Annotated in this window: 22 protein-coding genes; 8 read left to right on the forward strand and 14 right to left on the reverse strand. The window is 41.3% G+C overall.

Annotation, left to right across the window (positions count from 1 at the left end; genetic code table 11):
• Positions 1–35 precede the first annotated feature (35 nt).
• Positions 36–1007 carry a class 1 fructose-bisphosphatase gene (locus F909_RS07675; RefSeq protein WP_005151785.1) on the reverse strand — a complete coding sequence of 324 codons (972 nt, stop codon included), beginning with the start codon at positions 1005–1007 and terminating at the stop codon, positions 36–38.
• A 177-nt stretch (positions 1008–1184) separates the two neighbouring features.
• Here F909_RS07675 and F909_RS07670 point away from each other — a divergent pair, with 177 nt between their 5' ends.
• Positions 1185–1370 carry an NF038105 family protein gene (locus tag F909_RS07670; RefSeq protein WP_005151788.1) on the forward strand — a complete coding sequence of 62 codons (186 nt, stop codon included), beginning with the start codon at positions 1185–1187 and terminating at the stop codon, positions 1368–1370.
• Between the two features lie 53 nt (positions 1371–1423).
• On the opposite strand, the gene pal is transcribed toward F909_RS07670, so the two are convergent.
• The 10 genes from pal to F909_RS07620 all read right to left on the reverse strand — a co-directional run bounded on the left by pal (position 1424) and on the right by F909_RS07620 (position 10675).
• Positions 1424–1990 (reverse strand): peptidoglycan-associated lipoprotein Pal, encoded by a 567-nt coding sequence (gene pal / locus F909_RS07665; RefSeq protein ID WP_005151791.1) that lies wholly within the window; start codon positions 1988–1990, stop codon positions 1424–1426.
• 22 nt (positions 1991–2012) lie between these two features.
• Complete coding sequence (gene tolB, locus F909_RS07660) at positions 2013–3296, reverse strand: Tol-Pal system beta propeller repeat protein TolB (protein WP_005151792.1); 1284 nt, start codon at positions 3294–3296, stop codon at positions 2013–2015.
• Between the two features lie 99 nt (positions 3297–3395).
• Positions 3396–4805 carry a cell envelope integrity protein TolA gene (tolA, locus tag F909_RS07655; RefSeq protein ID WP_005151798.1) on the reverse strand — a complete coding sequence of 470 codons (1410 nt, stop codon included), beginning with the start codon at positions 4803–4805 and terminating at the stop codon, positions 3396–3398.
• A 3-nt stretch (positions 4806–4808) separates the two neighbouring features.
• The gene (tolR, locus tag F909_RS07650; RefSeq protein WP_005151799.1) at positions 4809–5261 is read right to left on the reverse strand and encodes a protein TolR; all 453 of its coding nucleotides are present in this window, start codon (positions 5259–5261) and stop codon (positions 4809–4811) included.
• Positions 5261–5959, reverse strand: a complete 699-nt coding sequence (gene tolQ, locus F909_RS07645; protein ID WP_005151800.1) for a protein TolQ — start codon at positions 5957–5959, stop codon at positions 5261–5263. The genes tolR and tolQ overlap by 1 nt, the downstream gene beginning before the upstream one ends.
• Positions 5960–5983: 24 nt before the next feature.
• Entirely contained in the window at positions 5984–6391 is a 408-nt protein-coding gene (ybgC, locus tag F909_RS07640) for a tol-pal system-associated acyl-CoA thioesterase (protein WP_005151801.1), read from the reverse strand.
• A gap of 145 nt (positions 6392–6536) precedes the next feature.
• Positions 6537–7478 carry a hypothetical protein gene (locus F909_RS07635; RefSeq protein ID WP_005151802.1) on the reverse strand — a complete coding sequence of 314 codons (942 nt, stop codon included), beginning with the start codon at positions 7476–7478 and terminating at the stop codon, positions 6537–6539.
• Positions 7479–7653: 175 nt separating this feature from the next.
• Positions 7654–8649 (reverse strand): Holliday junction branch migration DNA helicase RuvB, encoded by a 996-nt coding sequence (ruvB, locus tag F909_RS07630; RefSeq protein WP_005151803.1) that lies wholly within the window; start codon positions 8647–8649, stop codon positions 7654–7656.
• A gap of 7 nt (positions 8650–8656) precedes the next feature.
• On the reverse strand, positions 8657–9262 hold the full coding sequence (gene ruvA, locus F909_RS07625) for a Holliday junction branch migration protein RuvA (RefSeq protein WP_005151804.1): 606 nt from the start codon (positions 9260–9262) through the stop codon (positions 8657–8659).
• 72 nt (positions 9263–9334) lie between these two features.
• Positions 9335–10675, reverse strand: a complete 1341-nt coding sequence (locus F909_RS07620) for a deoxyguanosinetriphosphate triphosphohydrolase (RefSeq protein ID WP_005151805.1) — start codon at positions 10673–10675, stop codon at positions 9335–9337.
• Positions 10676–10885: 210 nt separating this feature from the next.
• On the opposite strand from F909_RS07620, the gene F909_RS07615 reads away from it, so the two are divergent.
• From F909_RS07615 to F909_RS07595, 6 genes are all read left to right on the forward strand, one after another.
• On the forward strand, positions 10886–11401 hold the full coding sequence (locus F909_RS07615; protein WP_032878177.1) for a hotdog fold domain-containing protein: 516 nt from the start codon (positions 10886–10888) through the stop codon (positions 11399–11401).
• Positions 11402–11625: 224 nt separating this feature from the next.
• Positions 11626–15456 carry a phosphoribosylformylglycinamidine synthase gene (purL, locus tag F909_RS07610; protein ID WP_005151807.1) on the forward strand — a complete coding sequence of 1277 codons (3831 nt, stop codon included), beginning with the start codon at positions 11626–11628 and terminating at the stop codon, positions 15454–15456.
• 75 nt (positions 15457–15531) lie between these two features.
• Entirely contained in the window at positions 15532–16743 is a 1212-nt protein-coding gene (locus F909_RS07605) for a multidrug effflux MFS transporter (RefSeq protein WP_005151810.1), read from the forward strand.
• 28 nt (positions 16744–16771) lie between these two features.
• On the forward strand, positions 16772–17179 hold the full coding sequence (locus tag F909_RS07600) for an NUDIX hydrolase (RefSeq protein ID WP_005151812.1): 408 nt from the start codon (positions 16772–16774) through the stop codon (positions 17177–17179).
• Positions 17180–17284: 105 nt separating this feature from the next.
• Positions 17285–17416, forward strand: coding sequence for a KGW motif small protein (locus F909_RS21660; protein WP_005151814.1), 132 nt, complete (start codon positions 17285–17287; stop codon positions 17414–17416).
• 62 nt (positions 17417–17478) lie between these two features.
• A complete protein-coding gene (locus tag F909_RS07595; RefSeq protein ID WP_005151816.1) occupies positions 17479–17793 on the forward strand; it encodes a YqfO family protein in 315 nt (104 codons plus the stop codon).
• Between the two features lie 2 nt (positions 17794–17795).
• On the opposite strand, the gene F909_RS07590 is transcribed toward F909_RS07595, so the two are convergent.
• Together F909_RS07590 and F909_RS07585 are read right to left on the reverse strand one after the other, a co-directional pair.
• Positions 17796–18941 (reverse strand): glycerate kinase, encoded by a 1146-nt coding sequence (locus F909_RS07590; RefSeq protein ID WP_005151819.1) that lies wholly within the window; start codon positions 18939–18941, stop codon positions 17796–17798.
• 131 nt (positions 18942–19072) lie between these two features.
• Positions 19073–19873, reverse strand: coding sequence for an enoyl-CoA hydratase-related protein (locus F909_RS07585; protein WP_005151820.1), 801 nt, complete (start codon positions 19871–19873; stop codon positions 19073–19075).
• A gap of 107 nt (positions 19874–19980) precedes the next feature.
• Here F909_RS07585 and F909_RS07580 point away from each other — a divergent pair, with 107 nt between their 5' ends.
• Positions 19981–20553 carry a nicotinate-nicotinamide nucleotide adenylyltransferase gene (locus F909_RS07580; RefSeq protein WP_171067335.1) on the forward strand — a complete coding sequence of 191 codons (573 nt, stop codon included), beginning with the start codon at positions 19981–19983 and terminating at the stop codon, positions 20551–20553.
• 13 nt (positions 20554–20566) lie between these two features.
• On the opposite strand, the gene F909_RS07575 is transcribed toward F909_RS07580, so the two are convergent.
• Positions 20567–20929 carry a glyoxalase superfamily protein gene (locus F909_RS07575; protein WP_005151822.1) on the reverse strand — a complete coding sequence of 121 codons (363 nt, stop codon included), beginning with the start codon at positions 20927–20929 and terminating at the stop codon, positions 20567–20569.
• Position 20930 lies beyond the last annotated feature (1 nt).

Below are 20930 nucleotides of genomic sequence, written 5' to 3' on the forward strand. Positions count from 1 at the left end.
TATAATATTATAATGCCTTGATTATTAAAAAATAATTAATGATAGCTCGTCACAAGCTCAACTTCGTTTTTAGAACCAATAATGACTGGAACACGTTGATGCAATTCAGTTGGTTGAATGTCCATAATGCGGACACGGCCTGTAGTTGATGCACCACCAGCTTGTTCGATTAACATACTCATAGGGTTCGCTTCATACATTAAACGTAAACGGCCCGCTTTTTTAGGATCTTTTAGATCGTAAGGGTAAAGGAAAATACCACCACGGCATAAGATACGATGAATGTCACCCACCATACACGCAACCCAACGCATGTTGAAATCTTTTTCACGTACTGATGTTTTACCAGCCAAAAGCTCATCGATATAACGTTTTACAGGGTTTTCCCAATGACGTTGGTTTGATGAGTTGATGGCAAATTCTTGTGTATCTGCTGAAACCTGAACTTGCTCAGTGGTAAGTACGAAAGTTTGAGTTGTTGGATCAAAAGTAAAGAACACAACGCCCGCACCTACCGTAAGCGCTAACATGGTAGATGGACCATAAAGTACATAACCTGCAGCAACTTGTTCAGTTCCTGCTTGCATAAAATCAGCAGATTGAGTTACAGCATTTTTTGCTGGAAGAATCGAGAAAATGGTACCAACACACATATTAATATCAATATTGCTTGACCCATCTAATGGATCAAACAATACCAGATATTTTCCGTTTTCTTGTGCAGGGGTGAAGTCATCTAATTCTTCTGATGCTAAGCCACCAACTTGTGGATGAACTTTTAAAGCATCAATTAGATAATCATTTGAAATAACGTCTAATTTTTTTTGTGTTTCACCCTGAACATTTTCATTGCCAGCGCTGCCTAAAATCCCGGCCAAAGCACCTTTTTGTAATGCTTGGTCAATGGTTTGACACGTTGCCGCAATGGTTTCGATAACTTGTGCCAACTCTGGAGTCAAATTCCCATTTTGTTGTTCTAAGTATTGGGTCAAAGTAAGGTTTGACATATTAAATAGCTCCAGTTTGGCCGTGTCAAAAAATGATAAAAAAAGAATGTGGCTATTCTAGATGAGATCACATAAAAATAAAAATTATCTTACTTTATTTATGTTGCTTTTATGATTACAAGCACGTGATTACATGCTATGTTGGACAGATACTAGACAGGATGTTTGGAGATTAAGATGTCAACCAAGAATTTTGAGGCGACCCCCACACCAAGTGAGCCAATTAGCTTAGATACGATTTCTAAAGAAAATGTGAAGGATGCATGGAAAGAGTATGAAGCCAAGCCTGAATATAAAGATTTCAATAAGCACGATATGATTGAGTCGATGCAACCAGAGTCTAAATCTCAATCATCATCTTGATCCAAAAATAAAAATGCCCACATGTAGTGAGCATTTTATTTAAAACTAAACCATTATTTTAATAATGGTGGAACTGCTTCGTAATTGATTTCTACACGACGGTTTTCTTTCCATGCCGCTTCGTCATGACCTGCATTCACCGGTGATTCTTTACCATAGCTGACCGCTTCAAGTTGTTGCGGATTTACACCATTGGTGATTAAGAAACTTTCAACAGCTTTCGCGCGACGTTCACCCAAAGCCATGTTGTATTCACGTGTACCACGTTCATCTGTATGACCTGTTAATGCAACACGAGAGTTGGCATTCGCGACTAAGAATTGTGCATGCGATTGTAGAGTTTGATAATCTTCGTTTGATAAATCGCTGCTGTCATAATTAAAGTGCACAACGCGTTTTGCTAAAAATGCTTTGTTTGCAGCAGTGACACCTTTTGACGATGCACCTGCTAAATTTTGTGCATTTAAAGCTGCATCTTCACTTAAGCCATCAGTGCTTACGGTAGATGAGCCATTTGGTGTGTTGCCCGCAGTGATTTCAGCAGCAGGCTTACGGCTTGCACAGCCAGTAAAAACGAGCGTTGCAGCAATCAGCGGAAGCGTTAGATATTTAATGTTCATACGATTCTCCAATCGATTAAATTTATTTTGGTGCCCAAGCTGGTTCACGAACTTCACCTTGTTCGCTTGGTAAATTCATGCGGAAACGACCGTCAGTAGACATGACTGATAAAAGACCACGATTTCCTTCACGCGTTGCATAAACGACCATTTGGCCATTTGGCGAGAAACTTGGTGATTCATCTAAACTGGTTGGTGTGAGAATATTGGTGATACCGGTATTGATATCTTGGATTGCAACTTTGTAGTTACTGCCACTTGGACGATGGACAAGGGCAATCTTTTTACCATCTGCGCTTAATGTACCGCGTGCATTGAATGCACCTTTGAAGGTTAAGCGTTTGACAGAGCTGTCATCAAAGCTATAGCGATAGATTTGTGGTGAACCACCGCGATCCGAAGTAAAAATAAAGGATTTGCCATCTGGCGAGTAACGCGCTTCGGTATCAATCGCAGAATCATTGGTCATACGTTGAACTTGGCGTGTACTTAAATCCATTTGATACACTTCAGGATTGCCATGCATTGATGCTGTGAACAACATCGACTTTCCATCTGGAGAGAAGCTTGGTGCGCCATTCAAGCCACGGAAGCTTGCTAAAACTTCACGTTGGCCAGTGGCTAAATCTTGCAGATAAATCGCTGGGCGTTTGGTTTCGAATGAGACATAAGCAATTTTCTTTGCATCAGGTGTCCAAGCCGGAGAGAGGATTGGATCACGTGATGAAAGTACAGTTTTAGGTTGTTCACCATCGGTATCTGCGATTTGCAAAGTATAGCGTTGAGCAGGTGTCGCCTGATTACGCAATACATAGGCAATACGACCACTAAAGTCACCTGCAATACCTGTCAAAGCTTGATAGATTGTATCGCTGATCAGATGTCCCGCTTGACGTACACGTGAACTCGGTACGGTGAGTACTTCATTCAATAAATATTGTTGTTTCTGTACATCATATAATTGGTAATGAATTTCGAATGTATTGGCATCCATGGCTTTCATTTGCCCGACGACGACATAAGGAACACCAGCATTTTGCCAATCACCTGCTTGAACCTGATTGAGGCTGGCAGTTGCAGGTAAATTTTGAGATGCGCTGGTAAAACGGCCTGAGCGATTCAAGTCACTTTCCACAATTGGATAGATCGCATTGTCATTTGCAAATGGAATGATCGCGATTTTAGGTGCTTGTTCAGGAGCTTTAGCAATTTCAAGATGTAATTGTGCGAAAGTTGCGGTGGGAGCAACTGCACTAATTGCAGCGAAAACTGCCAACGAGAGGAGGTGTTTACGAGTCTTGTCCATAGTTACAATTACTTGCGTTCGTATTTTTGTGGCTGTTGATTATTTAACATAGTTACATGCTTTGTGCTATTAAAAGCCTGTAACGTTAACTATTCATTACTATTTTGCAGTAAAACTTGAAGTAAAACTTCTTGCTTCACGGCGTGCAACAGGATCATCTGGCATTGGATAAGGGGCGGCAGCACGAACAGCAGCTTCTACACTTGCCTTAACATCAGGGTCGCTTGCTGAAACAACAACAGATAAAACAGCACCGCTTTCACTTAAAGTTACACGAGCACTGGCTCGCTGGCCTGATGAACCTGACGGCATATTCCAAGCACGATAGATTTTTTGTTCAAAATCTCGCTTAGCTGTTGATGCAATCCGTTTAGCATCGGCTTTTTTCTGAGCAGCTTCTTGTTCAGCTTTTTTAGCTGCTGCAGCCTTAAATTCTGCTTCAGCTTCCGCTTTACGTTTCGCATCTGCCTCAGCTTTGGCTTTTGCATCAGCATCGGCCTTACGTTTTGCATCTGCCTCGGTTTTACGTTTCGCATCCGCGTCGGCTTTCGCTTTGGCATCTGCGTCAGCTTTACGTTTTGCATCCGCATCAGCTTTGCGTTTTGCATCAGCATCGGCTTTTGCTTTGGCATCTGCATTTGCCTTACGTTTAGCGTCTGCTTCAGCTTTTGCCTTCGCATCAGCATCCGCTTTACGTTTGGCATCTGCCTCAGCTTTTGCTTTGGCATCTGCATTTGCCTTACGTTTAGCGTCTGCCTCAGCTTTTGCCTTCGCATCGGCATCCGCTTTACGTTTCGCGTCTGCGTTAGCTTTTGCTCTCGCATCAGCATCTGCTTTACGTTTTGCATCTGCTTCGGCACGCGCCTTTGCGTCTGCCTCAGCTTTGCGTTTAGCATCCTGTTGTGCTTGAAGTTTTGCGTTTTCAGCCGCTTTCTGCTGTTTTAACTTCGCATCTTGTTCAGCTTTTTGACGTGCCTTAGCCTCTGCTTCAGATTTGGCATTCTGTTCTGCCCGACGTTTTGTCTCTGCTTCGGTTTTTGCCTCAGCTTGGCGTTTTGCTTCTGCATCCGCACGCTGCTTCTGTGCTTGAGCTTCAGCACGTTTACGCTGTTCTTCAACTTGTTGTGCACGAGCTGCTTCATCTGCTTTGCGTTTTTGCTCAGCTAATTTTGCTTGCTGGGCTTGTTCCGCCTTTTGCTTTTCAGCTGCAAGTTGTTGTGGACTTGGTGACGGAGGGACGACAGGGATATTTTCAGGTAATGTTTTATCTACAACAGGACTTTGTACTTCGGGAGCTTGATTGTCAGCTGTTGTTTCTTGTTCAACCTGTGTAAGTGGTTGTGGCAAATCTTCGGGTCTAACTAAAACAGTCTTGAGCTTTTTCGGCTCTTCAGGTGGTTTACTTAAGCCTAAAAATAATAAGCCCACAATCGCGATCGCATGTACGCCGAGTGTGAAACCCAGCGCGATCGCATTTTGCTTAAAAGGCGGCTCTTGAAATTTTTTCATAGCTTATTTTAACGGCTCTGTCAGTAAACCAACTTGTGTTAAGCCTGCTTCTTGTAGACTTGCCATCAGTGATACAACTTCACCATACGGGCGGGATTTATCTCCATTCACCAAAACCGTGAGTTGTTTGTTTTCTTGTTCAGCTTGAGTTTGAGCTTCGCTTAAAAGACTTTCAAGTTGCTCAAGTGTGAGAGGGTCACTACCTTTGTGATCTTGGTATTGAAGATAGATATCACCATCTTTACCAATGGTGACCATGGCGGGCATATCTTTGGATTCGATAGGATGGTTGTTCGCCTGAGGTAAATCCACTTTGATACCACTGGTGATCATGGGTGCAGTCACCATGAAAATAACCAAAAGTACCAACATTACGTCGATATAGGGAACGACGTTCATATCACTTTTGAGTGGTTTTTTAATCCGTTCAAAACGTCCAGAGCGTTGAATCGCCATTATGCATCTTCCTGTGTCGTTCCAATCGCTTGACGCTGTAAAAGAGCAACCATTTCTTCTGCAAATAAAGCACGATCTGAATAAGTTGATTCACCTTTAGCGGTAAAGTGGTTAAACGCAAGTACAGCAGGAATAGCTGCAAATAAACCGATTGCCGTTGCAATGAGGGCTTCTGCAATACCAGGGGCAACGGTTGCCAAGGTGACTTGATCAACTGCGGCAAGACCAATAAATGCATTCATAATGCCCCAAACCGTACCAAATAAGCCGATATAAGGTGCAACTGAACCGATGCTGGCAAGTGCACCTAAGCCAACTTCTAAACTACTCTGATCGCGGCTTAAACCGACGCGAAGAATACGTTCTGTTCCTTCGATCGTTTGATTGGTATCTGCTTTACGTTTTTGTAGTTTAAAGAACTCACCCAAACCTTGATAGAAAATATCTTCTAAACCACGGCGTTTTGAGTTGAGCTGCGCATTATTAAAAAGCGTATTTAATTCGGCACCAGACCAAAACATTTTTTGAAAATGCTCATCATCTTGCTCTGCTTTTTTAAAGCCCATGTATAATTTAGCGATCAAGTACCAGCTATAAATTGAAGCAAATAATAAGATCAGCATGACCAGTTGTACAACAGGACTTGCTTGTAAAATTAGGTCAGAAATATGCAGGGAAGATTCTAAGTGAGTTGCCATAAGTTACGGTGCCGAAAGTTTATTTTAGTCCTGTGCCAATTCTTTTTGAATCAGATCACGAATTTCATCAGGAAGTCTACGCGGCATAAGATCTTTGTTTAAACATGCCAACACAACCTCACCTGAAGCCAGCAAGATTTCACCACGATAAATATTTTGTTGCAACACAAAAGATGCGGCTTTACACGAAATAACACGTGCTGTAACGGTAATTAAATCATCCATTAATATTGGACGTACATATTTGACTTGAATTTGGTGCACCACGAAGCTGTAGTCTTTTTGGTGCCAGTAATGATCTACACCTGCTGCACGCAGCCATTCGGTACGAGCACGCTCCATAAAACGGATATGATTGGCATGGTAAACGATACCGCCAGCATCAGTATCTTCGATATAAACGCGAATTTTGAACTCAAAATGATTTGCCATGTCTATTTCCTATACTTTGCGTACTGTGAGCAATCACGAATGATATTGCGTCAAACGAGCTAAGGAAATAGTAATAAATAACATATTGTTGAGCTAGATAAAAAATAAGCCCTACAAAGAGGGCTTATTGGGGCTTAAGCAGAAATTAGTAAAATTTAATCCAGTCAATTGTTTGAGGGAAACCTGTAACGGTGTGATTGTTGGCATACGCATTAATTAAAGCTTGACCATTGATGGTTTGAGTAATAACAATCGAATTTTGTTTATTATTGATATCTTCTATATTTAGCTTAGCTTGGCTAGGTTTCATATTTTCAAGATCTTTAGCATTGTTAAAGGCAAAATTAGAATTAAAGTTTACCGAGAAAGCTTTTGCTTTAACCTCTCCAGTTAACTCACCTTTAGCCTTACTATCTATATTTCCTTTGGAGATTGAGTTATTTGAGGCTAAAGAATAATTGTTTAGAATATATTGAAGGTTATTGGTTTTGTCGAGTTTATCTAAATGTTTATAAGTGAATTGATTCGCTTCAAATAAATCCTGATAATTATCGCTATTGATAGAAGTAGAGGTGCTGCTTAGTTTGCCATTAACGAGAGCGGTTTCATCTGCTAAATCAATACTAAAATTAACTAAAGTTAAATCGGTTTTTTTTAAGGTCGTTGTTCGGGTAAGTTTAGCTTGAATTGTACCAGATGCGATGACGACTTCATCTTGACCAAAGACAGAATGTGATCCAGTATTTGAGTAAATGGTCAGGTTTTTACAGTTATTTAGGGTTACACTGCCATCTTTGTTTAAGGTGGTGCTGCCTGATTGGCACGAAGCTGTGTAGCTGCTAGAATCTTGGTTACTAATTAGATAGTGAAGTTCTTGTGCTATGGTGATAATGTCAATTACTGGATTGTCATGTTCATTCGAAATAGCAACTACAGGTTCATTAATAAGTCCAATATTCTCTTTCTTTGTATAGTCTAATTTTTCTTTGCTATCAAATGATGTCTGATTATTATTTCCACCACCTCCACATGCTGTTAATAAGAATGCCCCAGAGCATATCGTGGAAATTAATAATTTGTTTGGCATTTCTTTCACCCTTCATATTGAATTTTGGTTGGTTTAAATGTGTGGTTTAGTTTTTAAGACGAGAAATTATAGCAGGGATTCTTATTTTTAATATCCAGATATTTTGTTTTTAAAAATGTTGAAATAGTTTTTAGAATAAATATCGCATTAATACGATATTTATTCTATTCAGTATTTATTCAGGTGGTATCATACCAAACTGTAAATACGCCATATTGGTAGCAATACGACCGCGCGCTGTGCGCATTACATACCCTTGCTGAATTAAATAGGGTTCAATCACATCTTCAAGTGTGCCACTGTCTTCTGCCATTGCAGCAGCCAAAGCTTCAACACCCGTCGGTCGTCCTTCAAAGCGTTCCAGCAACATACTGAGATAACGACGATCGAGCGTATCTAAACCAGCTTTATCCACGTTAAGCATGTCCAAAGCACGTTGCGCCATCTCTTGAGTCACTTCACCCGTACCTTTGACTTGCGCATAATCACGTACACGACGTAATAAGCGGTTGGCAATACGTGGTGTGCCGCGAGCGCGACGGGCAATTTCTGTTGAACCTTCTTTGGTAATTGGAACATCCATCAAGTTGGCAGAACGTGTTACGATATGGGTAAGATCTTCAACTGAATAAAACTCTAAGCGTTGCACAATCCCGAAGCGATCACGTAACGGAGAGGTGAGTAAGCCGGCTCTTGTTGTTGCCGCAACTAAAGTAAAGGGCGGTAAATCCAATTTGATTGAGCGAGCTGCGGGGCCTTCACCAATCATAATATCTAATTGGTAGTCTTCCATTGCAGGATAAAGAATTTCTTCAATCACAGGCGAAAGACGGTGAATTTCGTCAATAAATAGAACATCACCTTCTTCCAAATTGGTCAGCATGGCAGCCAAATCGCCAGCACGTTCTAATACAGGACCAGAAGTAGACTTTAAATTTCCACCCATTTCGCGCGCAATAATATTGGCAAGGGTCGTTTTACCTAAACCTGGGGGACCAAAAATTAAGGTATGATCGAGTGCTTCACCACGTCCACGTGCAGCACCAATGAAGATTTCCATTTGTTCACGAACCACGGGCTGGCCAATATAATCAGCCAATGAGGTTGGGCGAATCGCACGATCAAATTGATCTTCTGGTTTTTCTGTTCCGCTAATAAGACGATCTTGCATATATCTATTACTTCATCATTGATTTAAGCGCAGCACGAATAATATCGGCAGATTCACTATGGTCTGCTTTCACTGCTGCTACGGCTTTTTGTGCTTCTGCTGGTTTATAACCGAGAGATTGTAATGCGGCTTCTGCTTCAGCAACAGGTGAATTTGACATAAATTGGATTTGCGTTGCCGCTGTCGTGCTTATACTGCCAGTTGATTGTGCTAAGGCTTTGAAACGATCTCGTAATTCAATCATTAAACGTTCAGCGGTTTTTTTGCCCACACCTGGAACTTTAATCAGGGTATTAATATCATCATGTTCAATGGTATGAATCAGTAATTCAATACTTAAAGTGGACAAGATGCCTAAAGCCATTTTAGGGCCTACACCATTTACTTTAAGCAAAGTACGGAAAATAGTTTTTTCTTGTGCATCGCTAAAGCCATAAAGTTGCTGTGCATCTTCACGAACGACTAAATGAGTCCATAAGGTAACTTTCTGTCCTTTTTGTAATTGGCAAAATGTTGAAAGTGGTGTATCTATTTCATAACCCACACCATTCACATTGAGTAATACGGTTGGGGCTTCTAGGGCAAACACTTCGCCAATTAAACATCCGATCATGAGTAAAATTTCACTATTTTTAAAACAATTTAGTTGGTGGTTTAAGAGACTAACAGAGCTTAATTTAAGCCGTTAAAAGAATCCTATTTTATTTCCTTGCAACTCTTGCGCCAAGCTATAAGCCTGATGATCTGAGAACTTACTAATAATATCCAAGACTTGCATAATATTATTATAGTGGTTGTTTTGCAGATTTACGCCTGAATGTTGCAAAATTGACATTAAACGTTGTTCTTTAAAGCTCAATGTCTTATGCGGCATGGTTAAAGGGATGAAAGCATCTAAGATGGTTTGCAAACTTTGATGGGCAATAATCTCTAAACCAGACTTTTGCGGATGTTCAAAAATACGATCTCTCGCAAGATTTTTCGCGGTTTGAATACCTGCTTCAATATCGGGGGAACAATATTGTAACAGGCTGCCTTTGAGCTGACCTGTCAAAATTTCATAATGATGTTTTGCAAAAGCCGTGGTGACCTCATCGACTAAACGTTTCATGACCCGTCCGCGTAATGCTGCGATTTTTTGCTGCCAAGTGGTATGCGGTAAATGTAATTCTTCTGGATAGCCATAATCCGCAATCAGATTCAGAAAGATTGGCTCAACTTCGGCATAGTTCAGCATATTGAGAATGATGCCATCCTCTAAATCAATCAGTGCATAACAAATATCATCGGCAGCTTCTAATAAATAGGTCAGTGGATGACGGCAATAATGATAGTCACCGAGCTGAATCAAACCGAGTTGCTCTGCCAATTGTTTTAAAATTTCTTTTTCAGATTGATAGCAGCCAAATTTTGCCCGTTGATGTGATGGCATATCACCTTGTTCTTCAATCGTCTTTGAGAGCCACGGATATTTTAAATATGCACCCAGCGTGGCGCAGGTGAGTCGCATACCGCCATCATCAGGGTGGTAGTCGATACGGCTGAGTAATCGAAGCCCTTGCGCATTGCCCTCAAATTGGCGGACATCAGCTACTTCTTCTGGTGTCAGTTTGGTGAGAAAGTCACGATGTGAGGCATCATCAAACCATTCCCGAATCGCATATTCACCCGCATGACCAAAAGGTGGATTACCAATATCATGTGCCAGACAGGCTGCTTGGATAATTGCTCCGACATCGGCTGGGGAAATCCACATCGGTAACTCATCTTTGATTTTTTCTGCTGCTAACATGCCGAGTGAGCGGCCGATACAAGAAACTTCAAGCGAGTGTGTGAGGCGAGTATGAATGCCATCATGCTGAGTGAGTGGGTGAACTTGTGTTTTTCTATTCAGTTGGCGAAAGCTTTGAGAAAATATAATTCTGTCATAATCTTTGTGGAATGGGCTTCGAGCCAATTCAGTACTACTTTTTTTGCTGCCTAAACGAATTGCAGACAGCAACTCTACCCAACGCATTTGTTCCATTTATCATTATTCACTATGAATTCAGTTTCATCATGCCAAAAAAAAGATTAAAGCACTAGGGTAGAGCGACACAAGTTGTCTTAATAAGGTAAATAGCGGAGTTTCAACATTTTGCTTATCTCTTCTGACAATTACACAGGGGAATGCAGCGATATAGCTATTTATATTCATATGTTAATTTGTCGTTCACTGTATCTATTTAAACCTAAGATGAAAAATCCAATTGATTACCTCAGTCATAAAATAAAAAAACAGAAAAAGATTCAATCAAATACTGTATTGCTTGCTTATCAAACATTAAAGCACCTCCCAGGTGGGTTGCTTGTACTTTCCAAAGTTATTAGTCGAGTTGCACCTTATTTCCGTACGGTTAATCCAGTCATTACAAAGCTAGACGTTGGCTTTTGTGAAGCATCCATGTCTAAAAGTCGCAGTGTAGAAAATCATATTGGAACGGTACATGTGATTGCGATTTGTAATGGTTTGGAGTTTGTGATGGGGGTTGCTATGGAAGCTTCTATTCCCTCGCATCTCAGATGGTTACCTAAAGGTATGCATGTGGATTATGTTGCTAAAGCCAATTCTGATATTCAGCTTAAGGCAAGAATTAATGAAGACTGGAAAGTTGGAGATATGAAGGTAGAAGTAATCGCATACAGAGAGGATGGAAAGCCTGTTGTACAGGGATATATTCTGATTTGGGTAACAGAAAACAAAGAGGCGTGATCGCCGACAAACAAAGAATGTGATTGATGTATTCGCTTAAATGAATTGTTACGAATAAAGTAAAATGGATAAAGCTACAATAAATTGAGCCATTTGCAGCAGAAAACTCTGATTTTTAAGATGGATTAGCTAGCTGAAATGAGCCTTTCACAGTAGAATATGCGCTCTTTCATAAGTCACATTGTGGTAGGTTCGTTAGACCCACCCGTGGAGCCAAAGTCAACATGTTTATCGTGGCCGGTGCATCAGCACATTCTTCTTTCAAGAAAGCTCAACTCTTAAACCGATTAACGTCAATGAGTTCTGTTCAATCTTTTGACAGCCAGTGGGTTTATTTGTTTGATCAAGCGCTCAACGAGCAGCAACATCAATCGGCATTACAACTTTTAAACGATGGTCAATCTTTCGAACTTCGCCAAGCTGCAAGTGATGAAATCCAGATTTTAGTCACACCGCGTGTAGGGACAATTTCTCCGTGGTCGTCTAAAGCAACAGATATTTTCCAAAACTGTAATACGCCAATTCACCGTTTAGAGCGAGGTCTGTTATTTACACTGAAAGGTGTGAAAGAGATTTCGAATGAAGTGAAATTGGCATTACATGACCGTATGACAGAGAGTGTTTTTGCTCAAATTGATGATGCAAAGGCTTTGTTCTCAGAAACAGCACCGAAACCATTGAACTCAATTGATATCTTGGGTCAAGGAAAAGAAGCGTTAGTCAAAGCCAACAATGAGTTTGGCTTTGCTTTATCTGAGCAAGAAATTGATTACTTAACCGAAGCATTTACCAAGTTGGGTCGTAATCCAAACGACATCGAGTTGATGATGTTTGCACAAGCAAACTCTGAACACTGTCGTCATAAAATCTTTGGTTCTGAATGGACAATTGATGGCGAAAAACAGCCATTATCATTGTTCCAAATGATTAAAAATACGTATAAAGAATCTCCGACCGATGTGTTGTCGGCATACAAAGATAACGCGTCAGTGATTGTGGGTTATGACACCATGCGTTTTTATCCGAAAGCGGATGAAAATGGTCACTTCGTTTATAAATATAAGAGCCAAGCTGCTCATATCTTAATGAAGGTGGAAACGCATAACCATCCAACTGCAATTGCTCCATTTGCAGGTGCTGCAACAGGTTCGGGCGGTGAAATCCGTGATGAAGGTGCAACAGGTCGTGGTGGTAAACCTAAAGCAGGTTTAACGGGCTTTACCGTTTCTAACTTAAATATTCCAGGCTTTGAACAGCCTTGGGAAGAAAACTACGGTAAACCTTCACGTATGGCATCGCCATTACAAATCATGATTGAAGGTCCATTGGGTGGTGCAGCGTTTAATAACGAATTTGGCCGTCCTGCATTGAATGGTTATTTCCGTACTTTTGAACAGAATGTCAATGGTGATGTAAAAGGTTTCCATAAGCCAATCATGATCGCTGGTGGTTACGGTAACATTCGCCCTGATCATGTTGAAAAAGATGCAATCCAACCGGGTGACTTGCTTATCGTGTTGGGCGGTCCTGCCATGTTGATTGGTCTTGGTGGTGGCGCAGCCTCTTCTGTAGACAGCGGTACGATGGGCGAGAGTTTGGACTTTGCTTCGGTACAACGTGAAAATCCAGAAATGGAACGTCGTTGCCAAGAAGTCATCGATACATGCTGGCGTTTAGAGGACTTTAACCCAATCGTGTCTGTACATGATGTGGGTGCGGGTGGTGTATCTAATGCCATGCCAGAACTTGTGAATGATCATGAGTTGGGTGCAGTGCTGAACCTGCGTAAAATTCCATCATTAGAGCCAGGCATGAGCCCGATGGAAATCTGGTCAAACGAAGCGCAAGAACGTTATGTGCTTGCGATTCGCCCAGAGTCTTTAGAACAATTTGAAGACATTTGTGCACGTGAACGTTGTCCGTTTGCGGTACTTGGTGAAGCGACTGAAGCACGTCACTTAACCGTTGAAGATCCGTTGTTTGAGAACAAGCCTGTTGATATCCCAATGCAGGTGATCTTAGGTGGTACACCGCGTATGCAACGTTCGTATGAAACGATTGAGCGTACGGGTAACAACTTTGATGCTGCGAAAGTTGATTTAAAAGATGCGATTTTCCGCGTATTGAAAAATCCAACAGTTGCATCTAAATCATTCTTGATCACCATCGGTGACCGTTCGATTACCGGTATGGTTGCACGTGACCAGATGGTCGGTCGCTGGCAGGTTCCTGTTGCGGATGCAGCAGTGACGACCACAAGTTTGCAAGGTTTCACTGGTGAAGCAATGGCAATGGGCGAACGTCCACCTGTTGCATTGTTAAATCCAGCTGCATCTGCGCGTTTAGCGGTTGCAGAAGCGATTACCAATATTGCTTGTGCCAACATCGAACAAATTAGTGATATCAAACTTTCAGCAAACTGGATGGCCGCGGCAGGTCAAAAAGGTGAAGACCAAGCCTTGTTTGAAGGTGTGAAAGCGATTGGTATGGAAATGTGTCCTGCATTAGGTATCGCAATTCCAGTCGGTAAAGACTCACTTTCAATGCGTACTACGTGGAATGATGGTGAAGACAAGGCCGTGACTTCGCCAATGACAGGGGTAATCACTGCATTTGCACCAGTTCTAGATGTTCGTAAAACCTTAACGCCTGAGCTTAAGAACCTTGCAGACTCTGTATTGGTTCGTATTGATCTATCTAAAGGCCAGTTCCGTTTAGGTGGTTCGATCCTTGCGCAGGTGTATAAAGCGATTGGTTCTGTTACACCTGATGTCGATAGTTTTGACGACTTCAAAGCATTCTTTGCCCTGATTCAAGACTGGAACAATCGTGGTGTGATTAAGGCTTACCATGATATCGGTGACGGCGGTTTATTGGCGACTGTTGCTGAAATGATGTTTGCTTCACGCTTAGGTGTAGCATTAGAAAATCAAACAACTGAAAGTTTATTTGCTGAAGAAATTGGTGCTGTACTTCAAATCACAGCGGCTGATTGGGCGCAGTTAGAAGTTGAAGTTGCAGCCTCAAGCCTGAAAGAGGCCATCGTAGTTGTGGGCCGTGTTAATACAACTGATCAATTGGCTGTCAATGGTTTAACTTTAGAACGTGCTGAATTACAACAAGCATGGGCAGAAGTATCACACCAAATCCAGCGCTTACGTGACAATGTTGAAACGGCTGATCAAGAGTTTGCCTTGATTGCAGATAAAAATCACAAAGGTTTGATTGCACAAGCAACTTATGACTTGAATGAACCTGTTGAAGCACCGTTTATCAATACACGTCGTCCAAACATGGCAATCTTGCGTGAGCAGGGTGTTAATGGTCATGTTGAAATGGCAGCTGCTTTTGACAAAGTTGGCTTCAATACCATTGATGTACACATGAGTGACTTACTAGCAGGTCGTGTCAGCTTGAGCGACTTTGAAGGTTTAGTGGCTTGTGGTGGTTTCTCATACGGTGACGTGATGGGTGCTGGTGGTGGTTGGGCGAAATCAGTATTGTTCAATGCGAAATTGCGTGATCAGTTTGAACAGTTCTTCCATCGTCAAAATACATTCAGCTTAGGCGTATGTAATGGCTGTCAAATGATGTCCCAACTTGCACCTCTGATTCCAGGTGCAGAGCATTGGGGTCGTTTCCACCGTAATACCTCAGAAGTATTTGAAGCACGTGCGGTAAACGTTCGCGTAGAAAAGTCAGTTTCTGTATTGCTTGAAGATATGCAAGGTTCGATTTTACCAATCGCTGTTGCGCATGGTGAAGGTCGTCTGGTTGCTACTGAACAGCAGATTGCTGCTTTAAATGCTGAAAAACAAGTGATCTTGCGTTATGTGGATAGCTTGGGGAACCCAACTCAACACTATCCGTTGAACCCGAATGGTTCACCTGAAGCGATTACAGGCCAAACGTCTAAAGATGGTCGTGCAACCGTAATGATGCCGCATCCAGAACGTAACTTCCGTGCTTTACAGCATTCTTGGAAGCCAGAAGACTGGGCTGAAGATGGTGCTTGGTTACGAATGTTCCGTAATGCACGTAAATTTATTGGTTAATTAGATACATGCGATAAGCCACCGTCAGGTGGCTTATTTAATTCCATATAAAATAATGATTAATGGACAAGAAAAATGAAATCAAAAATCCATTTCCACGAATTTGCATTACTGATGGCATTATTAATGTCCATCGTCTCTTTCTCGATTGATGCTGTTTTACCTGCATTGGGTGAAATTGGCCGAGTTTTTACCTTGCAAAACAGCAATCAGGCGCAGTGGGTCATCATTAGTATTTTCTCAGGAATGACCATCGGCCAATTGATTGCAGGGCCATTGTCTGATGCGATTGGACGAAAGCGGATTTTATTTACCGGCATTGTCATCTATTTCTTAGGAAGCTTGTTGTGCTATTCAACCCAAAGTTTTGAATGGTTCTTGGTCGGGCGTTTTATTCAGGGTGTGGGTGTTTCTGGGCCTTATGTGGCTTCGATTTCCATTGTTCGGGATAAATACAGTGGCGCACAAATGGCACGTATCATGTCTTTGATCATGATGGTGTTTATGGTCGCGCCAGCAGTTGCCCCAAGCTTGGGACAATTGATTATTCATTTCTTTGGTTGGCGTGATATTTTTGTGTTGTATATGGTCTATGCGATAGCCGTTGGTGCTTGGGTCGCCTTACGACTGGAAGAGACGCTGATTCCTGAAAATCGTTTGCCTATGCGTGTGCAAGCATTTAAGGATGGCTTTAAAGAAGTGGTGAGCAATAAAACCACCATGAGTTATTTGTTATGTGCAGGTTTCTGTTTTGGCGGTTTTATTGGATATCTTGGGACTTCACAACAAATCTTTATGCAGCAATTTGGCAAAACAGGGCAGGAATTTAGTGCCTACTTTGCGTTATTAGCAGGTGTGATGGGGATTGCATCATTTACCAATTCTAGAATTGTCATGAAATTTGGGATGCGTCCCATCTGTATTTATGGCTTTCTTGGCCTATGTTTAATCTCATTACTATTCCTTATCATTCAGCTTGCCGGTATCGCCGTTTCATTCTGGATGTTTATGTTGTATGCCTGCATTTTGTTTTTGTTGTTTGGCACACTGTTTGGCAATCTCAATGCAATTGCCATGGAGCCGATGGGGCATGTGGCAGGTATGGCTTCGGCGATTATTGGGGCATCTTCATCTGTACTGTCTTTAATACTCGCTTCGATCATTGGGCAGCTGTATAACGGTACTTTGATTCCGATGACCAGTGGCTTTGTGATTTTGTGTGGGCTGGCTTTTGCGATGACATTGTATGAGAAAAGACAGTTAAAAACGTTAAGTATTGATGTTTAAGTCGTTAATGCTCGGAAGATAAGAAAGTATGAAAAAAGTTGTTCCAGTAATTTTAAGACATCAAAAGCATGGCTTGGAAATATTGGCTTTTCGGCATCCACTTGCAGGGATTCAATTGGTTAAAGGGACAATAGAGTATGATGAAAAATATGATGAAGCTGCAATCCGTGAATTATTTGAAGAAGCAGGATTGATTGCTGAAACAAATCCTAAGTTTATTGGAAATTTTAAACTCAAATCTAATCAGCAAGATTGGTATTTCTATTTATGTGAGGTCAGCGCAGATTTAGCTGAAACTTGGATACATCATTGTCGGTATGACGGTGGTTTAGATTTTGAGTTCTTTTGGTTCCCTTTAAATCAAAAGCCAAATGAGATTTGGCATGAGAGTTTTCAGGAAGCATTGGCATTTTTGAGAGAGAAGCTAATTATTTAATATGATTACAGAGCATCCATTCTTTATATTGGTATTACATCTTTTCTAATTGGTTCAATTCTTGCTTCTTATATTTCAACAATGAATAAGATATGAGAGAACGGCATGATGAAACATGAAAATCATATGAGAACAATATATTCAAAAGACAAAGGCTGGTTTTGGTTTGGCTTAACTGTACTCATTCAACTGCTATTTATCATCGTGAGCTATCTCATCATCAATCTTTCACTTTGATTGTTCAGCTTTTATAACGTTATGATTGAAGTCTCATTGATTTCGATTTGAGCCGTTTCAATATGCTAAAGCTGATTTATTACGTTCCTGAATCTCATCTGGAATCTACCAAACAAACGATTTTTAATGCTGGGGCAGGTGGTATTGGAAACTATGAACACTGTGCTTGGCAAGTCAAAGGTATTGGGCAATTCAAGCCCGTTAAAGGTGCAAATCCTTTTTTAGGGCAATTGGATGAATTAGAGCAACTCGAAGAATGGCGAGTTGAAACTATTGTTGCAGAAGATAAGGCCAGAGCTGTGGCAAAAGCTTTAAAGGCAAGTCATCCATATGAAGAGCCAGCCTTTGAGTTTATCCAGATTTTAGAGATTCATTGAGTCTAATTATGTTTAATCATATTGATTTGAATTAATCGGGCGATATCGGTTGTCCGTGCGCGAATCAGCTCTGCTGCATTTTGACAGGCCTCTTCTAGGCTGATTGGACCTGAAGTTAAAGAAAAGGCAGCCGTAATACCATGTTGATATAAGGCTTGATAGTTCTCTCCAAGTGTTCCTGCAATCACAATCACAGGAATATTGGTTGCTTGTGCTATTTTGGCGACACCAAATGGGGTTTTGCCATTTAAAGTTTGCTCATCAAACTTTCCTTCGCCTGTAATCACCCAATCCGCTCCTTGGATTTTGGTAGCAAGCTGATTCAGTTCAGCAATAACTTCGACTCCAGATCGAAACTCGGCTTGTAAGTAAGTTTTTGCAGCAAAACCAAGTCCACCCGCAGCACCTGCACCAGCTTCATTGCGTTGATCAATGCCAAGCAATTGTGTTGTGACATCGGCAAAATGTGACAATGCTTGATCCAGCTCAAGTACTTGATTTGATGACGCACCTTTTTGCGGGCCGAAAATATGAGATGCACCATTTGGACCACAAAGTGGATTGGTTACATCAGCAGCCAATAAAAATTTAGTCTGTTGAATCCGTGGATCGAAATTTTCCAGATCGATCTGTACTAAGTTTTGCAGGGCAAGACCACCAGCAGGCAAGACTTGATGATCTGCATCTAAAAACTTAGCACCTAATGCAGATAAAAGCCCTGTACCAGCATCATTGGTTGCGCTGCCGCCGACAGTCAGTACAATTTCCTTTGCACCAGCATCCAAAGCAGCGAGGATCAGTTGCCCAGTGCCGTATGTACTACTATGGCATGCATCTCGTTGTGATGGTTGAAGCAGTTGAATACCACTGGCTTGTGCCATTTCAATGATGGCGATTTTGTCTGCATCTAACCATCCCCATCTTGCAAATACGGATTGTCCTAGAGGACCTTGAACACTCAGTTCTCGCCATTGCCCTGAGCATGCTTCTAACACTGCTTCAATTGATCCTTCACCACCATCAGCCATTGGGCAAGTGATGATTTCTGCATCAGGAAAAACCTGTTGCCAACCTAGAGCAATCGCTTCAGCTACATGATGTGCAGATAGGCTGTCTTTAAATGAATCAGGAGCAATCACAACTTTCATATTTTTGAAATTTAGTTTTAATCTGAATTGAGCTTAATTGGTCTGGTTATAAATATCTATACGGATACGCAAAATAAAAAACCACTTAACTTTTAGGGTCAAGTGGTTTGTTGGAATGATTTACGCAGTGATTAATTGAACTGAGAAAAATCAGGCTTACGCTTTTGCATAAAGGCTTGTACCGCTTCCATCATTTCTGGTGAGCGTACACGTTGCATGAAAATTTCAGCTTCATCATCGACACACGCAATGATGTCTGCCAAGTCTTGTTTCATGAGTGCTTTAGTTTGTTTGATCGACGCCAATGGTAATGCTGCTAAATGTTGCGCTGTTTGTTGTGCAGTTGCATAGACATCTTCAACCACATCATTGACTAGATTTGCTTTTACCGCAGTTGCTGCATCAAATTTTTTCGCTGTGAATAATAATTCAGCCGCTTTCTGGTAGCCTGCTTGTTTGACTAGTAAACGACTTGCAGCACCTTCTGGAGACAGACCAAGGCTGACAAATGGAATCTGGAACAAGGCAGTATTGTCTGCAAATACCAGATCTGCATGTAATAAAATCGTCACACCAATTCCGATTGCGACACCTTTTACGGCAATAATGAGTGGCTTTGAAAAGCGAGCAGCTGCTTTTAGCAACACAAATGGAGGTTGATCGCCAGCTTTGCCTTCATGTGGCTTTTGGATAAAGCCCATAAAGTCTTTCATGTCATTACCCGCAGTAAAGTCTTGTTCTGCACCGCGGAAAATTACCACACGAACTTCTTTATCTGCATCGGCTTCATCCAAAGCTTTTGCGATCCAAAGATAAAGTTCGCCATAGAGTGCATTTTTTGCTTCTGAACGGTTAATGGCTAAGGTGAGTACGCCATCTTCTAAATTTGCTTGCAAATGTTGATGAGGTTGTTGAATACAGCTAAGTGTCATCGTACTATCCTTGCTTTAATCCAGATTGATTTTAAGTGTCCTCATTATGTCGCATATTTATTAGAATGGCGCAACTGATGAGTTCACAAAAAAGTGAAATTACGCCTATGTACACATTTGACTATCTTGTTTTTATTGGACGCTTTCAGCCATTTCATTTAGCACACATGCAAACCATTGAAATAGCATTACAAAAAAGTCGAAACGTGATCTTGGCTTTGGGCTCGGCGCAATCTGAACGGAATATCAAAAATCCTTTTCTGGCGATTGAGCGAGAGCAAATGATCTTGTCGAACTTTTCTGAGCAAGATCAAAAGCGAATTCATTTTGTCCATGTGGTCGATGTCTATAACGATGAAAAATGGGTTAAGCAGGTTAAAGATTTAGTCAATGCTGTCATTCAATCCAATGCAAAAGTTGGTTTGATTGGTCACTTTAAGGATGAATCCTCTTATTATTTACGTTTATTTCCTGAGTGGCAGATGGTGGAGCTGGAGAGTTTGAAAGATTCCATTTCAGCAACGCCAATGCGTGAAGCCTATTATCGCGGTAAGATTCAAACTGAGTTTTTTCCACAAGGGACAATCCAGTTCCTGAGCGAATTTCAAAAATCACCGATCTACCAGAAACTACAGCAAAAGTTTAAGGACAATGACCGTTCCAATATTGATGAATCTTGATACCGTGGAAAAATTAGGCATCTTCCCAAAAGATAATTCGATTTGAAAATGGATCGGTGATACTCAGCTCCAATGTTTCCCAATCGGTTTTCTCTACTTGAGGTTTGGCAAATTTATAATCTTTTGCATTCAATTCTGCATGAAGCAAACTGAGATTCTCCCAATAAATACGAATAGCACTATGCGGGCTGGCATCACCAAAGTGCTCAGATAAATGGATGATACAATCACCTTTGGAAATCTGTAGATAAAGCGGGAAGTTATCCCCAAAAGTATGTTGCCAATCGAGTTGGAAGCCCAAATAATCCAAATAAAATGATTCGGCGAGTTCCACTTTAAAAATACGTAGAATGGGTATAATTGAACCGGATTGCATA

The sequence above is a fragment of the Acinetobacter sp. ANC 3929 genome (assembly GCF_000369405.1).
Lineage (GTDB): Bacteria > Pseudomonadota > Gammaproteobacteria > Pseudomonadales > Moraxellaceae > Acinetobacter.